At 42.1% G+C, this 22,131-nt stretch carries 20 protein-coding genes, 1 other RNA gene and 1 pseudogene; 5 read left to right on the forward strand and 17 right to left on the reverse strand.

From position 1 onward, the window contains the following. Positions 1-2: 2 nt before the first annotated feature. From dapD to HMPREF9380_RS00155, 12 genes and pseudogenes are all read right to left on the reverse strand, one after another. Complete coding sequence (gene dapD / locus HMPREF9380_RS00195; protein WP_002917803.1) at positions 3-701, reverse strand: 2,3,4,5-tetrahydropyridine-2,6-dicarboxylate N-acetyltransferase; 699 nt, start codon at positions 699-701, stop codon at positions 3-5. A gap of 133 nt (positions 702-834) precedes the next feature. Next, positions 835-1,734: a hypothetical protein gene (locus HMPREF9380_RS00190; protein ID WP_004193925.1), complete on the reverse strand. Its 900-nt coding sequence runs from the start codon at positions 1,732-1,734 to the stop codon at positions 835-837. A 42-nt stretch (positions 1,735-1,776) separates the two neighbouring features. Continuing rightward, positions 1,777-2,415, reverse strand: a complete 639-nt coding sequence (locus HMPREF9380_RS0111175) for a hypothetical protein (RefSeq protein ID WP_004193927.1) — start codon at positions 2,413-2,415, stop codon at positions 1,777-1,779. 117 nt (positions 2,416-2,532) lie between these two features. Beyond that, entirely contained in the window at positions 2,533-2,673 is a 141-nt protein-coding gene (locus HMPREF9380_RS12090; protein ID WP_004193930.1) for a hypothetical protein, read from the reverse strand. Positions 2,674-2,900: 227 nt separating this feature from the next. Next, positions 2,901-3,791 carry a hypothetical protein gene (locus HMPREF9380_RS00185; protein WP_032907804.1) on the reverse strand — a complete coding sequence of 297 codons (891 nt, stop codon included), beginning with the start codon at positions 3,789-3,791 and terminating at the stop codon, positions 2,901-2,903. A 72-nt stretch (positions 3,792-3,863) separates the two neighbouring features. Next, positions 3,864-4,847: a hypothetical protein gene (locus HMPREF9380_RS00180; RefSeq protein ID WP_004193934.1), complete on the reverse strand. Its 984-nt coding sequence runs from the start codon at positions 4,845-4,847 to the stop codon at positions 3,864-3,866. Positions 4,848-4,919: 72 nt separating this feature from the next. Beyond that, positions 4,920-6,218 (reverse strand): hypothetical protein, encoded by a 1,299-nt coding sequence (locus HMPREF9380_RS00175; RefSeq protein ID WP_004193936.1) that lies wholly within the window; start codon positions 6,216-6,218, stop codon positions 4,920-4,922. Between the two features lie 467 nt (positions 6,219-6,685). Further along, a pseudogene (locus tag HMPREF9380_RS11845) lies at positions 6,686-6,796 on the reverse strand (DNA-binding response regulator); the annotation flags it as partial. A gap of 267 nt (positions 6,797-7,063) precedes the next feature. After that, positions 7,064-8,413 (reverse strand): glucose-6-phosphate isomerase, encoded by a 1,350-nt coding sequence (locus HMPREF9380_RS00165; protein WP_032907807.1) that lies wholly within the window; start codon positions 8,411-8,413, stop codon positions 7,064-7,066. Positions 8,414-8,795: 382 nt separating this feature from the next. Then, positions 8,796-8,893: signal recognition particle sRNA small type (gene ffs, locus HMPREF9380_RS11240), an RNA gene on the reverse strand. 12 nt (positions 8,894-8,905) lie between these two features. After that, positions 8,906-9,376: a tRNA adenosine(34) deaminase TadA gene (gene tadA / locus HMPREF9380_RS00160; RefSeq protein WP_004193942.1), complete on the reverse strand. Its 471-nt coding sequence runs from the start codon at positions 9,374-9,376 to the stop codon at positions 8,906-8,908. Between the two features lie 244 nt (positions 9,377-9,620). Further along, positions 9,621-10,913 carry an adenylosuccinate synthase gene (locus HMPREF9380_RS00155; protein WP_004193944.1) on the reverse strand — a complete coding sequence of 431 codons (1,293 nt, stop codon included), beginning with the start codon at positions 10,911-10,913 and terminating at the stop codon, positions 9,621-9,623. Positions 10,914-11,211: 298 nt separating this feature from the next. On the opposite strand from HMPREF9380_RS00155, the gene gshAB reads away from it, so the two are divergent. Continuing rightward, complete coding sequence (gshAB, locus tag HMPREF9380_RS00150; RefSeq protein ID WP_004193945.1) at positions 11,212-13,464, forward strand: bifunctional glutamate--cysteine ligase GshA/glutathione synthetase GshB; 2,253 nt, start codon at positions 11,212-11,214, stop codon at positions 13,462-13,464. A gap of 258 nt (positions 13,465-13,722) precedes the next feature. Here gshAB and HMPREF9380_RS11230 read toward each other — a convergent pair whose 3' ends face one another. Continuing rightward, complete coding sequence (locus HMPREF9380_RS11230; protein ID WP_004193947.1) at positions 13,723-14,379, reverse strand: hypothetical protein; 657 nt, start codon at positions 14,377-14,379, stop codon at positions 13,723-13,725. Positions 14,380-14,543: 164 nt separating this feature from the next. Between HMPREF9380_RS11230 and HMPREF9380_RS00145 the strand changes: the two genes are divergently transcribed. Together HMPREF9380_RS00145 and HMPREF9380_RS00140 are read left to right on the forward strand one after the other, a co-directional pair. Next, complete coding sequence (locus HMPREF9380_RS00145; RefSeq protein ID WP_004193949.1) at positions 14,544-15,389, forward strand: hypothetical protein; 846 nt, start codon at positions 14,544-14,546, stop codon at positions 15,387-15,389. Between the two features lie 24 nt (positions 15,390-15,413). Beyond that, positions 15,414-16,670, forward strand: a complete 1,257-nt coding sequence (locus HMPREF9380_RS00140) for a toxic anion resistance protein (protein ID WP_004193952.1) — start codon at positions 15,414-15,416, stop codon at positions 16,668-16,670. A gap of 76 nt (positions 16,671-16,746) precedes the next feature. Here the strand turns inward: HMPREF9380_RS00140 and HMPREF9380_RS00135 are convergent, their stop codons facing one another. Next, a complete protein-coding gene (locus tag HMPREF9380_RS00135; RefSeq protein WP_004193953.1) occupies positions 16,747-17,565 on the reverse strand; it encodes an ADP-ribosylglycohydrolase family protein in 819 nt (272 codons plus the stop codon). A 110-nt stretch (positions 17,566-17,675) separates the two neighbouring features. Between HMPREF9380_RS00135 and hslO the strand changes: the two genes are divergently transcribed. Next, a complete protein-coding gene (gene hslO / locus HMPREF9380_RS00130) occupies positions 17,676-18,548 on the forward strand; it encodes an Hsp33 family molecular chaperone HslO (protein ID WP_032907811.1) in 873 nt (290 codons plus the stop codon). Continuing rightward, positions 18,535-19,512 (forward strand): tRNA dihydrouridine synthase DusB, encoded by a 978-nt coding sequence (gene dusB / locus HMPREF9380_RS00125; protein WP_004193956.1) that lies wholly within the window; start codon positions 18,535-18,537, stop codon positions 19,510-19,512. The genes hslO and dusB overlap by 14 nt, the downstream gene beginning before the upstream one ends. Positions 19,513-19,552: 40 nt before the next feature. Here the strand turns inward: dusB and HMPREF9380_RS00120 are convergent, their stop codons facing one another. The 3 genes from HMPREF9380_RS00120 to pnuC form a co-directional block, all read right to left on the reverse strand. After that, a complete protein-coding gene (locus HMPREF9380_RS00120) occupies positions 19,553-20,302 on the reverse strand; it encodes a DUF6287 domain-containing protein (protein ID WP_004193958.1) in 750 nt (249 codons plus the stop codon). A 160-nt stretch (positions 20,303-20,462) separates the two neighbouring features. Further along, on the reverse strand, positions 20,463-21,251 hold the full coding sequence (locus HMPREF9380_RS00115; RefSeq protein ID WP_004193960.1) for an NUDIX domain-containing protein: 789 nt from the start codon (positions 21,249-21,251) through the stop codon (positions 20,463-20,465). Positions 21,252-21,305: 54 nt separating this feature from the next. Further along, on the reverse strand, positions 21,306-22,121 hold the full coding sequence (gene pnuC, locus HMPREF9380_RS00110) for a nicotinamide riboside transporter PnuC (RefSeq protein WP_004193962.1): 816 nt from the start codon (positions 22,119-22,121) through the stop codon (positions 21,306-21,308). Between the last annotated feature and the right edge of the window lie 10 nt (positions 22,122-22,131).

Below are 22,131 nucleotides of genomic sequence, written 5' to 3' on the forward strand. Positions count from 1 at the left end.
TTTTAAAGAGTACGCAGGGCGTCTTCCAGAGCTGTCTTCTGCTGGGTCTTCTCGTCAATGGTCTTGATAACTCGTGCCGGAACACCAGCAACTACTACGTTTTCCGGAACATCCTGGGTCACAATCGCACCAGCCGCAACAACGGAACCACTGCCAATTTGTACGCCTTCAATCACAACCGCATTGGCACCAATCAGCACATTGTCACCGACCCGAACTGGCTCAGCACTAGCCGGCTCAATGACTCCCGCCAGAACAGCACCAGCACCGACATGACTGTTTTTGCCGACAATCGCTCGGCCTCCCAGAATGGCACCCATATCAATCATGGTCCCAGCACCAATCTCCGCACCGATATTGATGACTGCTCCCATCATGATGACAGCATTATCGCCAATTTCAACTTGGTCACGGATAATAGCGCCTGGCTCAATGCGGGCATTGATATCGCGCTTGTCCAAGAGCGGTACCGCTGAGTTGCGGGCATCCTGCTCTACGACATAGGTCTTATTTTCCTCTAAGTTCACTAGGAGCGGCTTGATTTCTTCCCAGTCTCCAAAAAGAACATTGCCTAACTTTACAACAGACCAAGGGATTGATCCGTGCAATTCTCCATCAAAGGTTACTTTGACAGGAGTTTTTTTCTTGGCATCAGCGATAAATTTGATAATTTCTTGAGCGTTCATTTTAGTAGCAGACATAGCTTTACCTCTTTGTTCTTTCTATTTCTTTATTTAGAGAAAGATACACTCTCTCCTAGCCATTTAATATTTATCTATTATAACACATTTCAGATGTTTAGTTTGCACATTATTAGAATGATACTATTATTTCCTATTCATAGGTTTTAATATTTTTTAAATGAAGTCTCCCATCTTTACCCTCAGCAAATTCCAAATGATAGTATGTTCTATCCAATATACCATACTCCATGGATGCAGAGTAATAGCCCTTAACTCCTAATTTGTAATAACTGTTTGGAAGCCCCAAATGTTCTAAAACCTCTTGGTCACTTATACCTTTTTCTGAGTCAGGCTTTAATTCCTTGAGGAAGGATAGTTTCTCCTCTGACAAATCTTCCTTTTGATCGGTAAAGTAATTGACACTAATAAGACGCATTCCTGAACCAAAATCTCCAAACTGAAAAAGGGCAAATCCTCCTCCTGCTAGAGTATAGGTAAGTGACAATAATTTATCTTTCTCAACCATCATCTCTTCACTTCTTTGAGCCAAACCATACCGTTTGACAAAGTCAGAAACTGTAATATTCTTATACTCAATCTCTTCAATCTTGTAGTTCACAAAATCAATTTTTTCCCACTCCAGAGCTTTAGCATTTGGAGAACTGTACTTTGGTTCTTCTCGAATCAACTGCTTCTCTCTATGAAAACTTGTTCGATTTCCAAATAGGACAATAAGTCCTACACAAAGAACTGTTATTACCACAGCAGTCACCACTCTGAAAAGAGGTGATTTAGATTTAATCTTTGATACTCCTAGCTTTCTAGACTCTGTTCTATAAATTTGTCTATTAGAATTCTTAACGTTCTGTTTGTCTAAAGTCTTTGTTACTTCCTTGAAGTTTGACTCAGGTATTGATTTTGTTTCTTCCTTGAGATTTGGATTAGATGTCAGAGCTTGCTCTGCCTTAAAATTTCTCGTTGAAGAAATTTTAGTTCTACTAAATTTCTCCTTGTGTTCCCTTCGTAATTTTTCTAAATCCCTTTTTCCCATCGTCACATCTTTCTATTACTTTTAAAACAGGAGTCTATCTTCTCAGACTTTACTTTTCAACAAATTTTTTAGACGGTAAAGCCCATTTACTTCATCAAAATACAAAGAAACCGTCATATTGTCTGTGGTGGAATAACTAAGACTAATTAAAACAACTTGCCCCTTACCTACTTTAGAAGCATAAATGGTTTTAGGCATCCCCAGTTCTGCTATGGCCTGTTTTACTTCCATTCCTTCTTGCTCATCTTGAGGAATAAGAGATTGGTAATCATCGACCGATTTCGTAACTGGCCCCCAAGCATTACGAAATATTCTAACGTATACTAATGAGAGCTCTGTTTGACCTCCAACATCCCTAAACCTTAAGATAATATCTCCTTTCTCTCCTATTAATTTATACGTCAATTCAACTAGTTGGCTGCCTTTCACGCTATTATCTATGCTACCGGAACTAGCTTTTCCATACTTCTCAACAATATCCTGTGGAAGTACATTAGGTTCTTTCATCGTTTTTACCATCTGTAGCACATCTTCTATTTGAAAGTCTATTTGTCGATTCTCTTCAATAAGGTCAGAATATTCTTCAGTCTGCTTCTTTATATTGTCTTCTGATTCATTCTGAACAGTACTAGCAGACTGCGCTGATGACTCATTTGGTACTTGATTGGACCTTGGCCACATATATGATACAAGGATTGAAAAACAAGTAATTAGCACTAGACCTGTAGAAACTACTAACAAAGAGGCGTATCGAGACTGACCTAAACTTGATATAAGTTTAGGTTTTCGATTCCCTGCCTACTTTTTTTGCTGTTTTTCTTTAGCTGTAGCCTCAAAGACTTCCCCCTGAGGACTGCTATCAGAGAATACACTAGTTGCTTGCTTGTTTAATCCCGTCTTCTTTGACCATTCTCGTTGAATTTTTCGTCCTCTTCCCATGCACTTCTCCTCAAATAAACCAAATCTCTATTTTTTCTATCAATTATTTTTTTAAAACAAAGAAGACCGTCTGCCTACTTTTTCATAATCTGACAAATACTATCCATTCAATAAAATGAACCTTGGTCGCACAATAGAGGATATTTTTAATTTTCCACTGCAATGAATACTCATAAGCATCTTCAATCATTGCCTACTGATACTTTTCGCTCTCAAGATAGCTAACATCAGGTGATATGTTTTTCGTAAAGAAGATAGTCACCGGCCTGAGAAACGGTGAACCAGAGACTTACATATTTCCCATCCTTCAACTTATATAAAACATTCAGCTTTTGACCACTCTCGCCACCGGAATCAATTTCTATGTATTTTGATAGACCAAACTTCTCTAAAATTTCCTGATAGCTAGTTCCATCTTCGTTTTGAAACTCTTTACCAAGGACAAGATGTTCAAAATCTTCCTCTTTTAGATCCGTTCGGCTTTGAACATGCTGCGAACTAGCAAGATTATAAGAATAAATACCTGACAATTGATATTCATTATTTATTTTTTCAAAGTAGAAAGACAAACGCTGCCGCGGTTCTTCTCGAGAATAGAAAAGACTCATGCGCCCATCAGTCTGATTCAGGAAAGGAGCTAGATTACCTGACTGCGCTTTACCAAATTTCTTCACAATATCCTTGGGTGTTAGTCCAGACCCACTTCGCTCATCAACATCACTTTTTTTCTGTAGTTGAAGCTGACTAATATCCTCATAAGTCCAGTCAAAATGATTGTTCCCCTTATCCACATATTCGTCCAATACTCTCTGAGGGGATAAGAAATGTTCAAACCGTTCCACCAAATAAGGAACTGACAAAAGCAAGAGGATGGACAAGAAACCTACTGATAACCACAGCACTTGTTTATTAACAAGCTTACGTCCAAGAATTCCTTTTCTGTCTCTCTCAACCGGAGTAGAGCACTTATTTTCCACCCTATTCTTCGCAACTTCTTGGCGCTCTGCTTCAGTAATATCTAGTTCCTGTTCCTCTTGAACTTTTCCTGCTCTCTTCTGACCCTGTTGAAATTTAGTTTGACGCTTCTGACGCAGACTCTCCCAGTCTTTTCTTGCCATCCTTCTCTCCTTCATGACCCAACTATCATCCCCAAACAAATAATTCTAAACCATAGAATAAGAATCTTCTTATCAATAAACATACTTCCGAGTCAGTCGATAATCTCCTGTCTTTGATAAGGCAAAGTCTAAGTAAAGATAGCTTTTATTCGTCAGCTTATATTTGAGATAGACAATCGTTCTGTCTTTATAGTCTACAGACTTGTTGATAACTTGTGGCAAACCAAAACGCGACACCACATCTTGAATGTGGGCACCTTGACCAAATTCGTCTGCTTTCAAGTCCTGGAAATCTGCTTCAGTCAGCGTTTCTGAGCCACTTGAGTAAAGCGAGCTGCTCAGTTGGTTACCACGGATTGTGCTCAGTCGGTACTTGCCGTCAATTTTTTTGAACAAAAGACTAGCTGTTTGTTGTCCACTCGATTCACTATAAAAAAGATAAAGTGTATCGTCGCTACCGTTATTGCTTTCTCCTCCAGAAGTTGCCTTCCCAAACCGTTCGATAATTTCTTCGGCAGTTGGAGCGTCTTGTCCTCTTCCTTGCTGTTCAGATGAATAGACTTGAAGAGCTAAGATATCATCAAATGTCCAAGCGAAGTTAGCTGCTTTCTTATCAACATAAGCTGTCGCTTCTTGAGAAGTCTCATCCTCAGGAACCTCCCATGAGCGAGATGATGTTTCCGAAAAAGAGTAACTCTCACTTTCCTTACTAGAGGACCAACTAGATTGATAGGTGTTGCGTTCCTGACTTCCCTTATTTGAAGAAACATATCGAAAAATAGGAATAAGCACCAATATCACTAAAAGAATTGACCCGCTTGTCCAGACCCACTTTAAATTTTTTCTCCTCTTCTCTACAAACTCCCCTTGCTTCCAATCAGTTTTTGTTTCGAGTTTCTTCTCTCCTGTTGGTAACTGTTGTGATTCTTCTTTCGTTTTATCAATATCAGGACTTATTTGAGGTTGTCGCTGCTCTTTTTTAGCTGTCGCCGATTTACCTCCTGTAAATTTAGCCCTGTGCTGTTGTCTCAATGACTCTAAATCTCTTTTTTTCATCCATCCTCCTATTGTATTTTTTTAACTCTATGCTTTTAGCACCTTGAACAAAATTAGCTTCTACATCAAGCGCTAAGTGTTTGTTTCTCCTGCTCCATCCTCTAAACCAGGATTTTTTTCTAATATATAACCTTGAGAATCAGAGACTCCAAAAGAAAGATGAACTATTTGGCCATCAGATAACTGATAACTAATAGACACTTTGCTAGAAGATATGTAATTTGTATAGATAGAAAGACTATCTGGCAATCCCAATTGACCGACAACTTCTTGGTAGGATTTCCCTTTCTCTATACCAGAAAAATCTTGACGAGTTAATTGAGAATTTCTATTTGGCAAACTGTTGCTGCTAAGACGATGACTAAACAGAGAATCTAATTTAGGCGTTCCCACACTACCGTAACTAGAAAAAGAAATTGAAACCGAAGCATTTGATCCTGCATCAGGATAATCTAAATTCAGTGTTATTATTTGATTATCATAGTTATGTTCTCTCCCTGATTTCGCTTTTCCTAACTTAGCAACCACTTCGTCTGCAGTTAAACGAGAGGCAGTTCCTTTAAAATCCGCAAACAAAAGTGCAATATCATCATAAGTGATATGAAACTGATAGTCTTCTCCAGCAATCAATTCTGAACGATTAGTAGAATTTAAATCTTTTTCGCTGTTAGATGGCGTTCCCCCCTGATAAATATCAAAAGAATCATTATAAATATTGTTTGTTTTAGAGCTCGGATTGGAAACTAGCCCTGCAGCTCCTAGTCCTATGAGTAACATAAAAAAAGCCCACATAAGTTTCCAACCCATAGAACTATCAGAAGAAGACTCCGAATTTTCCTTCCAAAAAGCCTCATTCTCTTCTTTTTTAGCGAGCTCCTCAGCACTAAATCTCGGACGAAGCTCATACTCCTCTGCTTCAGATACAAGTTCTGAGTCTGGACGATTAGTTTCATCCTTAAAATAGAGTGATTCTTTCTTCTTAGATTTCAAGGATTCTAAAGCAAAAATAAGACGAGATAACTCCCTCCCCCTCAGGTACAAGAAGTCATCTGACTCAGCCGTTGAAACTCGTTTAGTCTCTGTTTCAATTCTCAAGCCGTCTGGAGTCTCTGAAACATCCTGATAGCTTAACTGAGCTCCACTATCTTTGTCGCTTACATTAATTATTGGATTAGAGGAGGATTCATTGAACTCAATGTTTTCGACTGATTTTTTCTCAGTCATTTGTGATTGAGCTAAAGCCTGAGATTCCTCTTCTTCAGATTTTCTGGATGGAAATACAGAATGATTGACGTCCCTTCTTTTAGGCTGAACCTTGTTAAATTTTGATTCATGTTCCCGTCTTAAGGCTTCCAGATTTCTTTTTTCCATATATTCTCCCAATCATATTTTTTAAACTAATCAGCATTAGTAAGATAGCATTTGTTATTTATTTTGATAGAACTACTCGGAAAGACAGACACTAGCTTCTCTTTCTTCAATAAGCTAAAAATACCATATCTGTATCAATAACTTTTTTAAGATATCATTTACTCTTTAAAATATTTTACAACAAAAATAACTAATGTGAGACTTTAGATGGATAGTCCTTTTAACTTCTCAGTTCACCCTTCCTCTAAACACTTTGAAAAGGCAATGTTTCGCTAAGACAGTCTTGTTCCAGTATATCATATTTTGAACAGGTTTAGCTCTAAATCTACGAGGAAAAAGACACGAACTTTCGTCCGTGCCCAACAAAGCAATTCCAAACTTATATACCAACGACCTTATTTAATTCTTTCGTTCAAAATGTTTCCAGTGTTGGCGTCAATGGTCATTTTGATCTTTTGCGCACCGTTCAGAGCTTCCTCTCCATCAAAAGCACTGTCTACACTAAAATGCTCTTTCTTGAGAAGCTTGGTCAAACTGCGATTCAGATCCACTTCATCTTCCACCAACAATAACTTCATCAAGTCCCTTTCCAATCTTAGTCTTTCGTTTTCACAAGAATAGTAATCACATCTGATCTAATTAGGTTTCTAGCAGCTTGATGAAAGTCTATCGCACTGCTGCTAGGTCTTCTCTGATTGTAACATATAATCAAGGAAAGGAAAACTACTGCTAAATAGACAAGTAAGTAAAAGACAAGCCAGATAGCGGACTAACCAACAAAACTTGATAAAATCTAATTTTTAAAATAGCAAAAAAACCTCCCCTAAGGGAGGCTGCGTTTCCTATTACAAACGAGCATTCAATTCTTTGCTCAGCTCTTCAAATCCTGGTTTTCCAAGAAGGGCAAACATGTTGCGTTTGTATGCTTCAACACCTGGTTGGTCAAATGGGTTAATGGCATTCAAGTAACCTGAAAGGGCGATGGCCAATTCGAAGAAGTAGATAGTGTAGCCAAGAGTGAAAGCATCTTGCTCCGGAAGAGTCACATACATATTTGGTACGTCACCATCTGTGTGGGCAAGAAGAACACCGTCAGTCGCTTTTTTGTTTACAAAGTCAACGTCTTTTCCTTGAAGGTAACCAAGTCCGTCAAGGTCTTCTTCCAAGCTAGGGATAATCACGTTCTTACTTGGTTTGTCAACACGGACAACTGTTTCAAACATGATACGAGTTCCTTCTTGGATAAATTGACCAAGTGAGTGCAAGTCAGTTGAGAAGTTAGCTGAAGTTGGGTAAATACCTTTTTGGTCTTTCCCTTCTGACTCACCAGCCAATTGTTTCCACCATTCTGAGAAGTATTGAAGTGATGGTTCGTAGTTTACCAAGATTTCAGTAGCATAGCCTTTGCGGTAAAGGATGTTACGAACGGCTGCGTATTGGTAAGCTTCGTTTTCAGCAATCTTGTCTGAAGTGTAATCTTTACGAGCTGCATTGGCACCTTCCATAAGGGCTTTGATGTCCGCACCTGATGCAGCGATTGGAAGCAAGCCAACTGCTGTCAAGACTGAGAAACGTCCACCGATATCATCTGGAACAACAAATGTTTCCCAACCGTTAGCATCTGCTTCAACCTTAACAGCACCTTTTTGGCGGTCAGTTGTGGCATAGATACGTTTATTGGCTTCTTCTTGGCCGTATTTCTTAACCAAAAGCTCTTTAAAGACACGGAAGGCAATCGCTGGTTCAGTTGTTGTACCAGATTTAGAAATCACGTTTACTGAGAAATCTTTGTCAGCTACATACTCTACCAGGTCAGCAAGGTAAGTAGATGAGATTGAGTTTCCTGCGTAAAGGATTTGTGGAGCTTTGCGTTCTTCTTTTGTTTGCAAGTTAGCAAAGTGGTGGTTTAAGAAGTCGATTGCTGCTTTGGCACCAAGGTAAGATCCACCGATACCGATTACAACCAAGACATCGCTATCTGACTTGATTTGCTCAGCAGCTTTCAAGATGCGGTCAAATTCTTCGCGATCATAATTTTCAGGAAGGTCCAACCAACCCAAAAAGTCGCTGCCAGCACCAGTTCCTTTGCGGATCAATTCATCTGCTGCTGTTACTTGTGATTGCATGTACTCCACTTCATGTGGGGCAACAAATTTATCTAAAACTTTTGAATAATCAAATTTAATATGTGACATGATATTCCTCCATTTTTTATTCCACTCTATCATATCGCTTTCATACTTATTTAGCAAGTAATTTATTGTTTTAAAACGCTTCCAATTTAATTTTTTATAAATGAGCTAATCCTAGTAGCCATCTGAAAGCAATCGTTTGCGTAAGTCAACAAATTTTAGGCCTATTGAGAAGAATATTTTCGATTGACAAGAAAACCAATATGCTTCTTAAGATTGAATGTCAGCTGAATTCATTTCAGATCCGTTCGAACTAGATTCACTACTCCAATATTCATCTGTGCCTTTCAGGCTTGATTCATTCAACATCGGAACGTAGTTCTCGCTTCGCTCAAACTGCGTCAATGTCTCTAAACTCATCTTCCTCCTTCGGAGTTGATTCGTTAAGAGGCATAGAAAAAGAGCACACAGCTTACTTCGCTTAGGGCTGCTGGATTCCTCCCCTGACCCGCTTCACGCAAAACTGTTGCTCCATGAATAGTATATCACATTTTTTTACTTTTGGCGACGATTTCTAAAAAAATCTTGCATGATTTGAGCGCACTCTTCTTGGAGGACACCTGTCTCCACCTCTACTCGGTGGTTAAGACGCTCATCCGTCAGAATATCATAAAGGCTGCCAGCTGCTCCAAACTTTTGATTTGCTGCTCCATAGACAACGTGAGGAATGCGCGCTAGACCGATTGCTCCGCTGCACATAACACAGGGCTCAATAGTCACAAAAAGCGTTGTATCCAGCAAGCGCCAGCTATTTTCATGCCGATTCGCCTCTTCGATAGCCATAATCTCCGCATGCATAACAGCCCGCTGCAGCTCCTCACGTGCATTGTGACCGCGGCCGATAATCTTACCTTCTTTAACCAAGACACAGCCGATAGGAATTTCATCATGAGCTAGGGCAATCTCAGCCTCCTTTAAAGCTTCCCGCATAAATGCTTCTTTTTCTTCAATCGTATAATTCATCATTGTCTTTCTAAAACTATAGTCGTCTATCCCATTATACCACAAGCCTGCTGCACTTCTCAGAAAAAGTAAAAGCCACCACTGGGGTGACTTTCAGGAGATTATTATGAAAAAGTTTAGGATTTTTAAACAAAGTTAGGAGGTCTTTGTTTATGCTGTTAGTATAAAATATATATCTTAAACGAATCTTAATGATGGAATTTTCCTACAAAAAAGCACAAGAAGCAATTTCCTTGTGCTGACTTTTTTATAAATTAGACCAGACGCTTTCCAAGATATTGGTCTGCTCGCGGCCAGGACCGACTGAGAAAGTAGAAATACGAACGCCAACCAGCTCACTCACTCGGCGAACATAGTTGCGGGCATTTTCTGGCAAGTCTTCCAGACTGCGGACTCCAGTGATGTCCTCTGACCAGCCTGGCAGCTCTTCGTAAATCGGCTGGCAGCGCTTGAGCTGTTCTAGACTAGCGGGGTAATGGTCAATTCGCTGACCATCCAAATCATAGGCTACACAGATTTTCACTGTATCCAGACCGCTCAAAACATCGATGGAGTTAAGCGAAAGATTGGTAATCCCTGACACACGGCGGCTATGTCGCATGACAACAGAGTCAAACCAGCCTACCCGACGCGGACGACCGGTAGTAGTGCCATATTCGTGGCCGATATCACGAATGCGGTCACCTACTTCATCGAAAAGCTCTGTTGGGAATGGTCCATCTCCGACCCGACTGGTGTAGGCCTTGCAGACACCAACCACCTTGTCAATCTTGCTCGGACCAACACCGGAACCAATAGTCACTCCCCCCGCAACTGGGTTAGATGAAGTTACAAATGGATAAGTCCCTTGGTCAATATCCAGCATAACCCCTTGGGCCCCTTCAAAGAGCACTCGCTTCCCTTGATCCAGCGCATCGTTGAGGATGACAGAGGTATCGCTCACATACTGCTTAATTTGCTGACCATATTCATAGTATTCTTCAAAAATATCATCAAAGCTGATTGCTGTACTATCGTACAATTTCTCAAAGAGGCGGTTCTTCTCAGCTAAATTCCGCTCCAAGCGCTCCCTGAAAATATCTTTATCCAAAAGGTCAGCGATGCGGATACCGACACGAGCAGCCTTGTCCATATAGGCAGGGCCGATTCCCTTGATTGTCGTTCCGATTTTATTGTCACCTTTTGCTTCTTCCTGCAGACGATCCAGCTCGATATGGTAAGGCAAGATGACATGCGCTCGATCAGAGATGCGAAGGTTATCCGTCGTCACACCCTCTTCATGCAGGTAGTTCAATTCTTTAACCAGAGATTTAGGATTGACCACCATTCCATTTCCAATGACAGAGATTTTTTCCGGGAAGAAAATCCCTGACGGAATCAGGTGCAGCTTGTACTTTTTGCCATCAATCACGATGGTATGGCCGGCATTGTCACCACCCTGATAGCGGGCAATCACTTCGGCATTGGCTGAAAGGAAGTCTGTAATCTTCCCTTTTCCTTCATCTCCCCACTGGGTTCCTACAACAACTACTGATGTCATAATTCTGTCTGAGCTGAAGCAGCTCTTCCTTTCTTGAAAAGCAGGCAGGAATCTCACCTGCGATTATGTTTTATACCTCATTATATGAAAAATTTAACAATTTTTCAAGATGGGATCCATTCTTGATTTGCTTTTTCCCTTTTGAAAACGAATTAAATTTTCAAAAAATCTGTTTTTTTCTGAAAGTTGTTAGTTTATTAAAAATAAAAGTTCGGAATTTTTGTAAAATCGTAGCGAAAATTTGTTTTCTTTTTCTGTTTGTAATAGACTAAAATTACTATCATAGGACGGTGAAACGATGACGATTAATCAATTACTGCAGAAACTGGATATATCAAGCCCCATTCTCCAAGCAACCTTTGGTCTGGAAAGGGAAAATCTGCGGGTGACAGCTGACGGACACTTAGCTCAAACTGCCCATCCGAGTCAGCTTGCTTCCCGCAATTTCCACCCGACCATCCAAACAGACTTCAGCGAGCAACAACTGGAACTAATTACACCTATCGCTCACTCGACTAAGGAAGCACGGCGCTTACTGGGAGCTATCAGCGATGTGGCTGGTCGCTCGATTGACAAGAATGAACGCCTCTGGCCTCTGTCCATGCCACCACAGCTGACGGAAGAAGAGATTGCCATCGCCCATCTGGAAAACGACTATGAACGCCACTACCGAGAGGGCTTAGCTAAAAAATATGGTAAAAAACTACAGGCTATCTCTGGCATCCACTACAATATGGAACTAGGGAAAGATCTGGTCACTGCTCTCTTTCAAGTCAGTTCCCACCATTCGCTCAAGGACTTTAAAAATGACCTCTATCTCAAGCTGGCTCGAAACTTTCTGCGCTTCCGCTGGATCTTAACCTATCTCTATGGTGCTGCCCCTTTGGCAGAAGCTAGCTTCTATAGTCAGGACATTCCCCAGCCTATCCGCTCTTTTCGTAACAGTGACTATGGCTATGTCAATGAAGAGAATATTCAGGTGTCCTACGCTTCTTTGGAGCAATATGTAACTGATATTGAAAACTACGTTCAGTCAGGCGAGCTCAGCGCTGAAAAAGAATTTTACTCAGCCGTTCGCTTCCGTGGACAGAAGCACAATCTTGCCTATCTGGAGCAGGGTATCACCTATCTGGAATTCCGCTGCTTTGACCTCAATCCTTTTGACCATTTAGGCATCAGCCAAGAGACCTTAGATACCGTCCATCTCTTTTTACTGAGCCTGCTCTGGCTAGATGATGTAGAAAATGTGGATGCTACATTAAAAGCTGCCCACGACTTGAACCAAAAGATTGCTTGTAGCCATCCGCTGACTGCCCTGCCAGATGAGGCAGACAGCTCAGCACTGCTCCAAGCCATGGAAAAGCTCATCCAGCATTTTGAACTGCCAACTTACTACCAAACCTTACTTCAACAGCTTAAGGAGGTACTACTAAATCCTCAGCTAACCCTATCTGGCCAGCTCCTGCCTCATATCCAGCAGGATTCCTTAATGGCCTTTGGGCTAGAAAAAGCAGAGGAATATCACCGCTACGCTTGGACTGCTCCTTATGCCCTTAAAGGCTACGAAAATATGGAACTGTCCACCCAGATGCTGCTCTTTGATGCCATTCAGAAGGGGCTTAATGTCGAAATTTTAGATGAAAATGACCAATTTCTCAAGCTTTGGCATGGTCACCATGTGGAGTATGTCAAGAATGGCAATATGACCTCCAAGGATAACTATGTCATCCCTCTGGCCATGGCCAATAAAACCGTCACCAAAAAGATTTTGGCTGCAGCTGACTTTCCTGTTCCGGCTGGATCAGAATTTTCTTCCCTAGAGGATGGACTAGCCTATTACCCTTTGATTAAGGATTGTCAAATTGTCGTCAAACCCAAGTCAACTAACTTCGGACTGGGCATCTCCATCTTCCAAGAACCAGCTAGCTTGGAAGCTTATCGCAAGGCTTTAGAGATCGCTTTTTCAGAAGACGCTGCTGTCTTAGTCGAAGAATTTATCGCTGGAACGGAGTACCGCTTCTTTGTCTTAGACGGTCAGTGTGAGGCAGTCCTCTTGCGAGTAGCAGCCAATGTCGTCGGAGACGGTCAACATACCGTGAGAGAATTGGTTGCCATCAAAAACGACAATCCCCTGCGCGGTCGAGACCATCGCTCACCGCTCGAAATCATTGAACTGGGGAACATTGAACTGCTCATGCTGGACCAGCAAGGTTATGGACCAGATGATATCCTGCCTGCTGGAGTCAAGGTTGACTTGCGGCGCAATTCCAATATTTCTACCGGTGGAGACTCGATTGATGTCACAGACAGCATGCACTCATCTTATAAGGAACTTGCTGCGGACATGGCACGAGCTATGGGAGCTTGGGCCTGTGGCGTTGACCTGATTATTCCTGACAGCTCTGCTATTTCTACCAAGGAAAATCCTAACTGTACCTGCATCGAGCTCAACTTCAACCCCTCTATGTATATGCACACCTATTGCGCTGAGGGGCCGGGACAAAGCATCACCCCTAAAATACTGGCTAAACTTTTCCCAGAAATGGACTAATAATAAACACTCGCAGAGAAAGTATCTGCGAGTGTTTATATACGTCCATAAAATCATATAACATAACTGATATACCTTGATGATTTCCCTAAGTCAAAATTAGTCTAACCTTTATATGGTTTCAAGATAAATAAATCTGATCTATATCTTGCATCTAGCTAAAATTGATATACCTAAAATGTTTGAACAAACTAATAGCATAAAATAAGTTGCTAAAAATCTAATATTAGCCTAAGCTAGAAAATCACTTTATATCCTTCACCCAAAAGTTGCATCAACTTGGCCCCCATGATAAGATCCAAACTGAAGCTGTTTAGCATAAGTATTATAATTTCCTACGAAATATGAATTCTCTTTTCCATCAGATGTTAGCTTGCAAACAAATTGAACTACATCAGCATGTTTCGTCTCAAAAACTTCAATGGCTCCAGGATCTACTGCATAATTCCCAAACTTAATTACAATCCAATAAGTCTGTATCATACCAGGACTAGACATCAACATATGATTATATTGATCTCCTTTTAATTCGTCAGGATGATTTACCCCTCTAACATAATTCTGAGCTGCTATCAAAGCAGTTGTGACATCTGCTTTTAAACTATCGCTTACAGGCTGGTCAAGAGACTCAAGAGTGTTTAATGCCTTCTGATGGTTCTCTTCATTCATTGAGCTTTCCATATCAACAGAAGGCTCTGAAGACTTCTCAGATTGCGTTTGACTTGAAGATTGAGATACAGATTCATTTTCTTTTGAGCGGATAGATGATGAACTGCTAATTGACACTTCCATCGAATTTTTTTGATTATTTTTTAAACTACATCCCGTAACAATTAGCAAAAAAATGGCTAAAATCAAACTGTACACTATATGGCGGAGCTTTGTTTTAATGAAACACTTACCTTGATTATTCAAAATATTTCCTCCTAAAATGAAACTATATCACTTTTTATAAAACTATTTTACCAAAAATTTTTGCAAAATGACCTTGCTTATAGAAACTTTTCAATCTTTATCCTTCAAAAACCAGCTTTTATGTTAAAATAGAGATATCACATTGAGAAGAAAGAGAAACGTCCATGTCGAGGAGAAATGATGATTCCAACCAGCAACCAGAATGGTTTAGCTGGATTTGGATACTTGTATTTGTATTTGGTTCTGGAGCTGTAGCCAGCTATCTAATTCCCATAGCTATTCTGGGAGCTATTGGCTACGGAATCTATCGCCACCAAAGCCAGAAAAAAGTTCGGATTGAAGCTAAACAAGCCAGCATTGGTCGTATTGAAGATTTGAAATCAGAGATTGGTAATGCTGACCGCCGTATTAAAGAATTGGAAGGCTACCAAGAAGATGGAGACCAAGAAAGCTATCAGAATTTAGCTCTAGAAATTCTTCCCCAGCTAACCTATATCAAAAATGCTGCTAACGACCTACGTGGAGAGATTCCTACTTCCGTCTACCAGCGAATCCAGACTAAAATTCGTACTGTAACCGATGAAATCGATGAACAACTGAAAAAGATTGAACGAGAGAAAAAACGAAAAGAAGCGCAGCCTAAGAAAACTAGTCTAGAAAAGCTAGCCCCAGAATTGGTCGCTACGGTTCGCAATATTCAGATTGACCATGAGGCCATTCTTCAAAAAATCTCCCAATCCGAAAGCAACAACAAGGAAGAGCTGACTGCCATTCATCAGTCCCAGATGGAGCACTACGAAGATATTTTAGAAGGATACCTCAAAATCAAAGCTTCTCCCAAAGATTTTTACAATGCAGAGGAGCGGCTAGCCAAGGCCAAAGCAGCTATCGAGCAGTTTGACTTGGACCTAGATGAAACACTGCGCCAGTTAAATGAAGCTGATTTGAGGGACTTTGACATTAGCCTGCGCATCTTAGACAAAGAAAAGCACACAGACACCGGCTTTTAAGCTAGATAAACCAAAGGAGAAACTATGAGCCAAGAATTTAATTTTGATATTGATAAAATTGCCAATAATGCTATCAGCAAAAGCGACAAAACAACAGAAATCATCGAAGCCAACACGACTCAAGAAAATGGTCAGCTAACTTTTCTGGAAAAGCTGACTCCTGAGCAACAGAGTGCGATTACAGCTAAAGCTCCGCAGCTGGTGGATAATTTCGTGTCAGACCAAAATGCCTTGCTAGATTTTGGCCAATCTGCTGTAGAAGAGGTCAACGGTACTGTCAATCGTATCTTAGCCGAGCAGAAAAAATTACAAATTCCTCAGGTGGATGAGCTTTTAAAAAATACCAACAAAGAACTCAATGGCTTTGTCGCAAAATACAAGGATGCTCAAGTAGCAGAACTGGACAAGAAGCCTAATTTCTTGGAAAAACTCTTCAAACAGAGCAAAAACACTCTTCAAGAATTCTATTTTGACTCACAAAATATTGAACAGAAAATGGACGGAATGGCTGCAACCGTCGTCAAGCAAGAAGACGTTCTGGCTCGCAATATTGTTTCTGCTGAAATGCTGATTGAGGACAATACCAAATCGATTGAAAACCTAGTCGGAGTTATTTCCTTTATCGAAGCTGCTCAGCAAGAATCTGGCAATCGAGCGCTCAAGCTGCAGGCTGAAGTCGCTCAGCTAGATATGTCAACTGTTGACTATCAAGTCAAATCGCAAGAATTAGCCCGAATGACAGAGGTGGTCAATACCTTAGAGCAGCAACATACTGAATATGTCAGCCGTCTCTATGTAGCTTGGGCGACGACTCCTCAAATGCGTAATCTGGTCAAGGTTTCCTCTGATATGCGCCAAAAACTTGGAATGCTCCGTCGCAATACCATTCCAACTATGAAACTGTCTATCGCCCAGTTAGGCATTCTCCAGCAATCGATGAAGTCTGGTCAGGTAGCTGACGCTATCTCTAATGCGAATAACGCTGCTCTGCAAATGCTCGCTGAAACGAGCAAGGAAGTCATTCCTCAGCTGGAGCGGATTTCCCAAAGCCCTACTATCGCTGTTGAGTCTGTCACTAAGCTGGCAGAAAGCCTCGTCGCACAAAACCAAGGCATTATCGAAGCCATTGATAAAGGACGGGAAAAACGCGCTCTGCTAGAAGCCACTGTTATCCAATCTGCAGAGACCATCAACAACTCTGTCAAACTGCGTGATCAAAAGATTATCCAAGCCCTGTTGGACCAAGGCAAGGAGGCCCAGAAAGAATTAACTACAGAATAAGTAAAAGAGCCTAGATGGCTCTTTTAATGTTTTACTTTTTAAATGATCAATACAGTCCTGTCTTCCGATTATCCCTTTAAAACAAGCAGCTTTCCAGCAGTTCTTTATTGCGCAGCTGGGATAACCAGTTGTCAGGGATCCCTTCCAAACCATAGATGATACCAGCCAAGCCGCCAGCAACTGCTGCTACTGTATCAGTGTCATCGCCCAAATTAACAGCTTTCAGGACAGTTTCCAGATAAGAAGTGCTAGTCAGCAGACACCACAGCGCTGCTTCCAAGGTATCCACCACATAGCCGCTAGAGCGAATGTCATCTTCGGTCAGCTCTTCTAAAGTTTGCAACCGAGCATAGGTCTTGCTAGTCTCTAAGCCTGATAGTATTTCCGATAGTTGCTCACCCTTTAAGAGCCTACGAGCAATATCCACATAAAGCTGGCAGGCCTCTACGGAAGTCGCATGGGCATGTGTAATACTGGAAACAGCCTCAATATCAGACGGACCAGCTGCCGTAAAAGCTAGAGGCAGAATCCGCATCAAAGAACCATTTCCATTGGAATATTCATCAGATAGGCCGTGTCCTCTTGTCAAGGCTTCGCGAGTCGCATTTCCTACATCAAAGGTCAGACCATCTGGTGTGTATGCTCCCTTAAAGAGCCAATTTTTAAACCGCTGCTGCATATCAGTAAGATCAATCTTACCTTTTTCCCTGATAGAATCACAGGTAGCCAAAACAAGGCTGGTGTCATCTGACCAAGTGCCAGCTGGTTGCTGATGGCTGCCATAGCCCACCATCTCAACTGCTTCAAAACTGCCACGGGTCAAGAATTCATACGGAACTCCTAATGCATCAGCCACTGCCAGACCATAGATAGCCGTTTTCAAAAATTGGTTCATGCTAGCCTCCTTTGTTTTATTATACTATTTTTGATCTTAAAATGCTTCCTAACCCAAAAAACAAGCGCAGTCGCGCGCTTGTTTTTCTTTTTTGTGTTAAAATAAAGGGTATGGACAAAATTATCAAAACTATCTCAGAAAATGGTTCATTCCGCGCTTACGTGCTGGATAGCACAGAGACGGTTCGGGCTGCTCAAGAAAAACATCAAACTCAAGCAAGTTCTACTGTTGCACTTGGCCGCACACTGATTGCCAGCCAGATTTTGGCTGCAAATGAAAAAGGCCAGACCAAGATTACCGTCAAGGTCCTCGGAACCAGCTCATTAGGCGCGATTATCACAGTGGCAGATACCGAAGGCAATGTCAAAGGCTATGTGCAAAATCCCGGAGTAGATATCAAAAAGACAGCTACTAGTGAAGTGCTGGTTGGTCCTTTTGTTGGCCAAGGCGAATTCCTCGTCATCACGGACTACGGGACTGGCAATCCTTACAACTCCATGACTCCTCTCATCTCTGGAGAAATCGGCGAAGACCTAGCTTTCTACCTAACCGAAAGCCAGCAAACACCTTCCGCAGTTGGCCTCAACGTCCTCTTAGATGAGAATGATAGAGTCAAGGTTGCTGGCGGTTTCTTGGTACAAGTTCTGCCTGGTGCCAAAGAAGCTGAAATCGCCCGCTTTGAGAAGCGAATCCAAGAAATGCCCGCTATCTCAAAACTGCTGGAATCCGATGACCATATCGAAGCTCTGCTGGCTGCCATCTATGGTGATGAGCCATATAAACGCCTGTCTGAAGAGAAAATCCGCTTCCAGTGCGACTGCAGCAAAGAGCGCTTCATGAATGCCTTGGCTACTCTGCCAAAGGCTGACTTAGAAGAAATGCGTGACCAAGACCAAGGAGCTGAAATCGTCTGCCAATTCTGCCAGACAGCCTATCACTTTGACCAAAACGACCTGGAGGAACTGATTCGTGACAAATCTTAATACCCCTTTTATGATTGGGAAAGTCGAAATTCCCAACCGCACAGTTCTGGCGCCCATGGCCGGCGTAACCAACTCTGCTTTCCGGACCATTGCCAAAGAGCTGGGAGCAGGCCTGGTCGTGATGGAAATGGTCTCTGACAAGGGCATCCAGTATAACAACGAAAAAACCCTCCACATGCTCCACATTGATGAAGGAGAAAATCCCGTTTCTATCCAGCTTTTCGGTAGCGACGAGGACAGTTTAGCCCGCGCAGCGGAATTTATCCAAGAAAATACCAAGACGGATATCGTCGATATCAATATGGGCTGCCCGGTCAACAAAATTGTCAAAAACGAAGCTGGAGCTAAATGGCTCAAGGACCCTGAGAAAATCTATAAAATCATCAACAAGGTCCAGTCCGTTCTGGATATTCCTCTGACAGTCAAGATGCGGACTGGATGGTCTGACAGCTCACTAGCTGTAGAAAATGCTCTGGCAGCTGAAGCCGCTGGAGTCTCAGCCCTGGCTATGCACGGTCGTACCCGTGAGCAAATGTATACTGGTCATGCTGACCTTGAGACCTTGCACGACGTAGCCCATGCTCTGACTAAGATTCCTTTCATCGCTAATGGTGATATTCGCAGCGTCCAAGACGCTAAACAGCGTATCGAGGAAGTCGGTGCCGATGCCGTCATGGTAGGTCGAGCAGCTATGGGAAATCCTTATCTCTTTAACCAAATCAACCACTACTTTGAAACCGGCGAAATCCTCCCAGACCTCAGCTTCGAGGACAAGATGAAAATCGCCCATGACCACCTCTCCCGCTTGGTAAATCTCAAAGGAGAATATGTGGCCATCCGCGAATTCCGTGGTCTAGCTCCGCATTATCTACGCGGTACTGCTGGAGCAGCCAAGCTCCGCGGTGCTATTTCGCAAGCTGAAAGTCTAGCTGAAATCGAAGAACTCTTACAAATTCAAAAATAAACAAAAAAGGAAGCCAATTGGACTTCCTTTTTTGTTCTGTTTAGGGTTGAGTCACCACAACGCTTGTTACTGAACCATCTGCTCCTGTTGTAATCTGCAGATTGGCATTTGCTTGGCCGCTTAATTGAGCATTGTATTTGCCATCATCCAGCGTATAAGAGTAGGAAGCGATGGAATAATTATCTGTTTTTCCATCTGCAGACTGGACTGTGAATTGACCATTACCTGATACAGTCACAGTATTTCCATTGGCATCCTTCCAAGTACCAGCAGCCGCTGAGAAATCCCCATCCACCATTGTCAAGACACCTTTATAGCGAGCATTGCTGGCTGCCTGTTTATTCTGAAGCTGGCGATTGCTTTCGGGCGCTTGGGCTGGTTGAGTTACTTGATTCTGAGTGTTTTGTCGACCTGAAGCTTGCTTCGGCTGCGTTTGTTGGACTTGAGGTGCTTCGACAGTAGACTGTTGCTGATTAGCAGGAATTTCGGCTTGTCCAGGCTGGCTAACTGCTCCTTCTGAAGAAGCGCTATTGCTAGCCTTAGGAGAAGCGCTGACCTTACTGGATGACGCAGCTTTTGAGCTAGAAGAAGCTTGAACAGTCTTGCTAGAACTAGCACTTGTTGTACTTTCTTCTTTCTTGCCACATGCCCCTAAAAGCAAACTAGAAGCCAGAACTGCAGCTGCCATCAATTTTGTATAAGTACGTGTTTTCATCTTTTGTCTCCTTGTAATATTAAGAAATCTTTTTGTAACATTATTGTAACACTGTAATTTTACTATGTCAATCATTTATGCAAAATTCTTAAAAAATTTTTTACTCAAGCGAAGTTCTGTTTCTCAATCTGTTTCTTTTGTCATGAGAAACTCGCTCCTACTTATCTATTCGTCATTAAAATAAGAAAAACAGGACAAATTTGTCCTGCAAGAGAAATATATGATCAGCTTTCTTTTAATCTGATTTTTCTGCCTTCAGCCGATACACTTTTCTCGGCTTCTTCTTTGGCACGCGCTTAACGCCAGCCTCCTCTAGGTATTCTCCAAATTTCACTAGAAAATTATTGCTGACAATAGGTCGTCTAGGCGTGATGAGATTGACCAACTCAGTCCCTTCATAGACAGTAAACGGTGATTCTAGCAAATGGAGAAAAGTTGGATTCCAGTCCAGTCGCCCCTGAATCCGCTTGATAGATTCCAGCAGGATTTGGTAGTGGTCAAAGGCAAAGTCCTCTGCTGTCAGGAGCCGCTCACCGTCTCTAAAACTCCTTGTCTTAAAGTCTACATCAAGAAAGGTGACTTCCTTGGCATCATCGCCAGCTTGTACTTGGTCTACTGCTATGGCCGGCAGATAGACCAGATGGGCAATAGTGATGACCCAACCTCGCGGATCACGCCCAGGAGTAGATACCGTCATCAGCTGCTCCACCTTTTCCAGCGGTATCTCCAGCCCCACCTCTTCCTTGACTTCCCGAATGCAGGCCTGATAGGCATCCTCATGCTTGTCTACAAAGCCTCCAACTAGGGCATATTTATTCTGATAAGGGTGGGCCTTGCGCTTGATGACCAAAAGTTTTATCTGCCTTTCCACGAAGCAGTATGCCACCATATCCGCTGTTACACTAGGCGTTTCATACTTAGGTAAATCCTGTGTCTTGTACCATGCCAAAAAGGCGGACTCATCCGCCATGGTTTCATAGTACTCTTTTTCCGACATTCCCGCTGGGATATCCTGTTTGGTCATGAGTTTCTTCCTTTCCTAAGCTATTTTTTCTATCAAAAAATCTCAAGCCTTGGTTTAAGCTTTCTTCACCGCCTTGGTCCACTGATACCATCCGACGATACTATTAAGGGTATAGACCCAGTACATGGCCTGGATATGAAGGTTACTACCCCACCAAAGATAGATACTGAAGAGATTGGTCGCAATCCAGAAAATCCACTGTTCGCGGTAGAGACCAGTCATGAGAAGCTGGCCGATACCATTGGTCGCATCTGTCACGCTATCACGGAAAGGCCGGTGACTGTGAATGCTCTTATAAGCAAAGCCCATGCCAATCCAAATCAAGGCAGTCAAGGCCAAATATTTAAGCCAGCCACGCCAGTCTAACTTCTTAGCTTCAAAATGAGATGGCTCTTCCTTATCTTGTTCATTAACCCGGTTGGACAGCCAAGTATAAAGGCCGATTGGCTGCATAATAAAGAAGTAGACTGTAGTCAACACTTCGCCATAAAAGCTAGCCTGAAAAGACAATAGGAGGTAAATTGCCGAATTAACCGCTCCAAAGAGGTAATTGCTGGCCCGCCCCTCGGCTACTAAAATTACACAGACGATGCCTGTCCAAGAAGCAAAGAGTCCCAGCCAGTCATGCTGCTCCTGACCACTGGTGAACTCCAAAATGAAAGGCAAGCTAGAAAGAGCAAGCAAGTAGAGCCATTGAGTCAAGCTACGCCCGCCAAATAAATCCTGCCAGAGCAATTTTGCAATCCCCTTAATGCCCTGCTTTTTAGCTGCGGCACAGACATTGCGGAAATTCCGAACAAAGGTTTGAGATTTTTGTTTCAGTCCTGCGTAGAGAGCTGCAGGAGAGAGTTTTTGATTTTTTACTACCATTCTATTTTAC

The sequence above is a fragment of the Streptococcus sanguinis SK49 genome (genome assembly GCF_000212815.1).
Lineage (GTDB): Bacteria > Bacillota > Bacilli > Lactobacillales > Streptococcaceae > Streptococcus > Streptococcus sanguinis_C.

What these genes read in the sequence shown, in the direction of transcription:
- dapD (WP_002917803.1), bottom strand. Translation starts at nt 701, where the DNA reads ATGTCTGCTACTAAAATGAACGCTCAAGAAATTATCAAATTTATCGCT.
- HMPREF9380_RS00190 (WP_004193925.1), bottom strand. Translation starts at nt 1,734, where the DNA reads ATGGGAAAAAGGGATTTAGAAAAATTACGAAGGGAACACAAGGAGAAA.
- HMPREF9380_RS0111175 (WP_004193927.1), bottom strand. Translation starts at nt 2,415, where the DNA reads ATGTGGCCAAGGTCCAATCAAGTACCAAATGAGTCATCAGCGCAGTCT.
- HMPREF9380_RS12090 (WP_004193930.1), bottom strand. Translation starts at nt 2,673, where the DNA reads ATGGGAAGAGGACGAAAAATTCAACGAGAATGGTCAAAGAAGACGGGA.
- HMPREF9380_RS00185 (WP_032907804.1), bottom strand. Translation starts at nt 3,791, where the DNA reads ATGGCAAGAAAAGACTGGGAGAGTCTGCGTCAGAAGCGTCAAACTAAA.
- HMPREF9380_RS00180 (WP_004193934.1), bottom strand. Translation starts at nt 4,847, where the DNA reads ATGAAAAAAAGAGATTTAGAGTCATTGAGACAACAGCACAGGGCTAAA.
- HMPREF9380_RS00175 (WP_004193936.1), bottom strand. Translation starts at nt 6,218, where the DNA reads ATGGAAAAAAGAAATCTGGAAGCCTTAAGACGGGAACATGAATCAAAA.
- HMPREF9380_RS00165 (WP_032907807.1), bottom strand. Translation starts at nt 8,413, where the DNA reads ATGTCACATATTAAATTTGATTATTCAAAAGTTTTAGATAAATTTGTT.
- tadA (WP_004193942.1), bottom strand. Translation starts at nt 9,376, where the DNA reads ATGATGAATTATACGATTGAAGAAAAAGAAGCATTTATGCGGGAAGCT.
- HMPREF9380_RS00155 (WP_004193944.1), bottom strand. Translation starts at nt 10,913, where the DNA reads ATGACATCAGTAGTTGTTGTAGGAACCCAGTGGGGAGATGAAGGAAAA.
- gshAB (WP_004193945.1), top strand. Translation starts at nt 11,212, where the DNA reads ATGACGATTAATCAATTACTGCAGAAACTGGATATATCAAGCCCCATT.
- HMPREF9380_RS00145 (WP_004193949.1), top strand. Translation starts at nt 14,544, where the DNA reads ATGTCGAGGAGAAATGATGATTCCAACCAGCAACCAGAATGGTTTAGC.
- HMPREF9380_RS00140 (WP_004193952.1), top strand. Translation starts at nt 15,414, where the DNA reads ATGAGCCAAGAATTTAATTTTGATATTGATAAAATTGCCAATAATGCT.
- HMPREF9380_RS00135 (WP_004193953.1), bottom strand. Translation starts at nt 17,565, where the DNA reads ATGAACCAATTTTTGAAAACGGCTATCTATGGTCTGGCAGTGGCTGAT.
- hslO (WP_032907811.1), top strand. Translation starts at nt 17,676, where the DNA reads ATGGACAAAATTATCAAAACTATCTCAGAAAATGGTTCATTCCGCGCT.
- HMPREF9380_RS00120 (WP_004193958.1), bottom strand. Translation starts at nt 20,302, where the DNA reads ATGATTGACATAGTAAAATTACAGTGTTACAATAATGTTACAAAAAGA.
- HMPREF9380_RS00115 (WP_004193960.1), bottom strand. Translation starts at nt 21,251, where the DNA reads ATGACCAAACAGGATATCCCAGCGGGAATGTCGGAAAAAGAGTACTAT.
- pnuC (WP_004193962.1), bottom strand. Translation starts at nt 22,121, where the DNA reads ATGGTAGTAAAAAATCAAAAACTCTCTCCTGCAGCTCTCTACGCAGGA.